Origin of the sequence: Acinetobacter bouvetii (assembly GCF_902753875.1) — a bacterium.
Taxonomy (GTDB): Bacteria; Pseudomonadota; Gammaproteobacteria; order Pseudomonadales; family Moraxellaceae; genus Acinetobacter; species Acinetobacter bouvetii_A.
This window is the reverse complement of sequence record NZ_CADDTS010000060.1, coordinates 1-1802: the sequence shown is the minus strand read 5'-3', so window position 1 is coordinate 1802 and position 1802 is coordinate 1. Positions and strand designations below refer to the sequence as shown.

At 38.2% G+C, this 1802-nt stretch carries 2 protein-coding genes; both read right to left on the bottom strand.

The features are described from left to right. Positions 1–43: 43 nt before the first annotated feature. Positions 44–1048 carry a phage/plasmid replication protein, II/X family gene (locus FB6_RS16510; protein WP_174560969.1) on the bottom strand — a complete coding sequence of 335 codons (1005 nt, stop codon included), beginning with the start codon at positions 1046–1048 and terminating at the stop codon, positions 44–46. After that, positions 1045–1323, bottom strand: a complete 279-nt coding sequence (locus FB6_RS16505) for a hypothetical protein (protein WP_174560968.1) — start codon at positions 1321–1323, stop codon at positions 1045–1047. Before FB6_RS16505 ends, FB6_RS16510 begins: the two co-directional genes overlap by 4 nt. Positions 1324–1802: the final 479 nt, after the last annotated feature.

Here is a 1802-nt window from a genome sequence, read left to right as displayed (position 1 = left end):
ACTCACTACACTTTTAAAAAAGTACATTCGAAAAAAAACCTCATCAAGCGACAAGGTTTCTTTCATAAGCCCAATCAGGTATTCCGACTGGCTTGGCTTCCAATACTCGAATTAACGGTATTACGTTGGTTTTATCTTTTGGCGATTTCGTTGAAATATCAATTCCGTACTTTTCCATCTCTTTACGAACACGATAAAAAGTACGCTGAGTATAAATAGATTTTAAGTCCTCACCATTAAGCCAAGCGTTATATGTCATGCGTAATCGTGGGGGTAAGGTATCTAAAACGCTTTCGTCGAGCATATAAACATCACTCAGTTCTAACTTAGATAGACATTCTAGGAGTAACTCCTCTGGTGTGTCTATATCCCAATTAGAAAGAATGTGTAAATGGCGTCTTTTTAACTCTAACTGTCTAAGAAAAGCCTCTATTCGTAAGGATTTGTCAGCATATTCGAGCATTTCAGGAATACATAATTCAGGGGGTAATTTATGACCTTTAACTTTAATTTCGTTACCTTTGGAGTAACATTTTAAACCCCAACGTCTAGAATTTTTCCCGAAATAAGCAGTATCACCACTGAATTGACCAGCACCACGATGTTTTAAGTATGCAGTTTCACCAACAGCGCGAATCCAAGCTTGGACTTCTCTGCTGTTGTTTAGATGCCATGATTCATTGATGTCTACTCGTGTTAATTCATAGTGACCATCTTGAATAAGATCATATTGGAATGGATCAGGACATAGACCTAAAGATTCTTGTTTTAAGAGTTCATCGAAGAATAAACGCATTAAATGGCGAATATCATTAGTTCCGAAAAGATTATGACCTTGAAGAAATTTAACAGGGTTGCCAGTGAAATAAACTAGATTTTCAGAATGTGACTGAAGCTGAATTTTGGATGAATGAGAACCCTCAACAGAGAGTTTTTTATTACATACCCATTCTTGATTGAGATTAGCGTCAAAAGACATAACCATGCCTGATATAAGCTTGCTAGGGTCATGTTTGCAAGGAAAGAACCCTGAAACGTAGTCGATCATAAATCTTTAACCTCTTGTGAGATCGTGCCCATCATAACTTGAGCATCAAGTAAAAGATTCTGACCAAATTCTTTAGCAATCTGCTGTGCGTTTTCCCTATCGTTTTCTATTTTTTCAATAGCGTCTAAGGTTTCTTTTAAAACAGATTTATATGCTTCTAAAAGCTCAACAATGACTTTAGTTTTTGGAACACCCTGAAATGCAGCAATACGGTCAAAGATTTCATTTAAATCGTCAGGAAGTGTTAAAGCTACACGTGGTTTTTGACTAGGCATAATAATATTTATAGGAGTAACTATTTGAGAATAAAGTAGCAATAATATAATTGTGTGTAAAGGGGTATATATTCAGATTTTGTCATTTTTGGCACAAATGTGCAGTATTACTAACACTGCACACCCTCCTTCGACGCGCCGCGCGGACGCGAGCCGATCCGACGTCGAACGCGTATGCGTCGGGCGTGTTGTCATGTTTACTTGTTGTCATGTTGTCATGTTTACTTGTTGTCAGCAGGCATAGCCTGGTACTTACCGATCTAAGGCGAAAGGGAGCTTGTAATCAGGGAGGGAAGGCTCTGAAATTTTATTGTGGGGGCGTCACTCGTAGACACTCGTTCGGTAAATGTGTACTCACTACACTTTTAAAAAAGTACATTCGAAAAAAAACCTCATCAAGCGACAAGGTTTCTTTCATAAGCCCAATCAGGTATTCCGACTGGCTTGGCTTCCAATACTCGAATTAACGGTATTACGTT

What these genes read in the sequence shown, in the direction of transcription:
- FB6_RS16510 (WP_174560969.1), bottom strand. Translation starts at nt 1,048, where the DNA reads ATGATCGACTACGTTTCAGGGTTCTTTCCTTGCAAACATGACCCTAGC.
- FB6_RS16505 (WP_174560968.1), bottom strand. Translation starts at nt 1,323, where the DNA reads ATGCCTAGTCAAAAACCACGTGTAGCTTTAACACTTCCTGACGATTTA.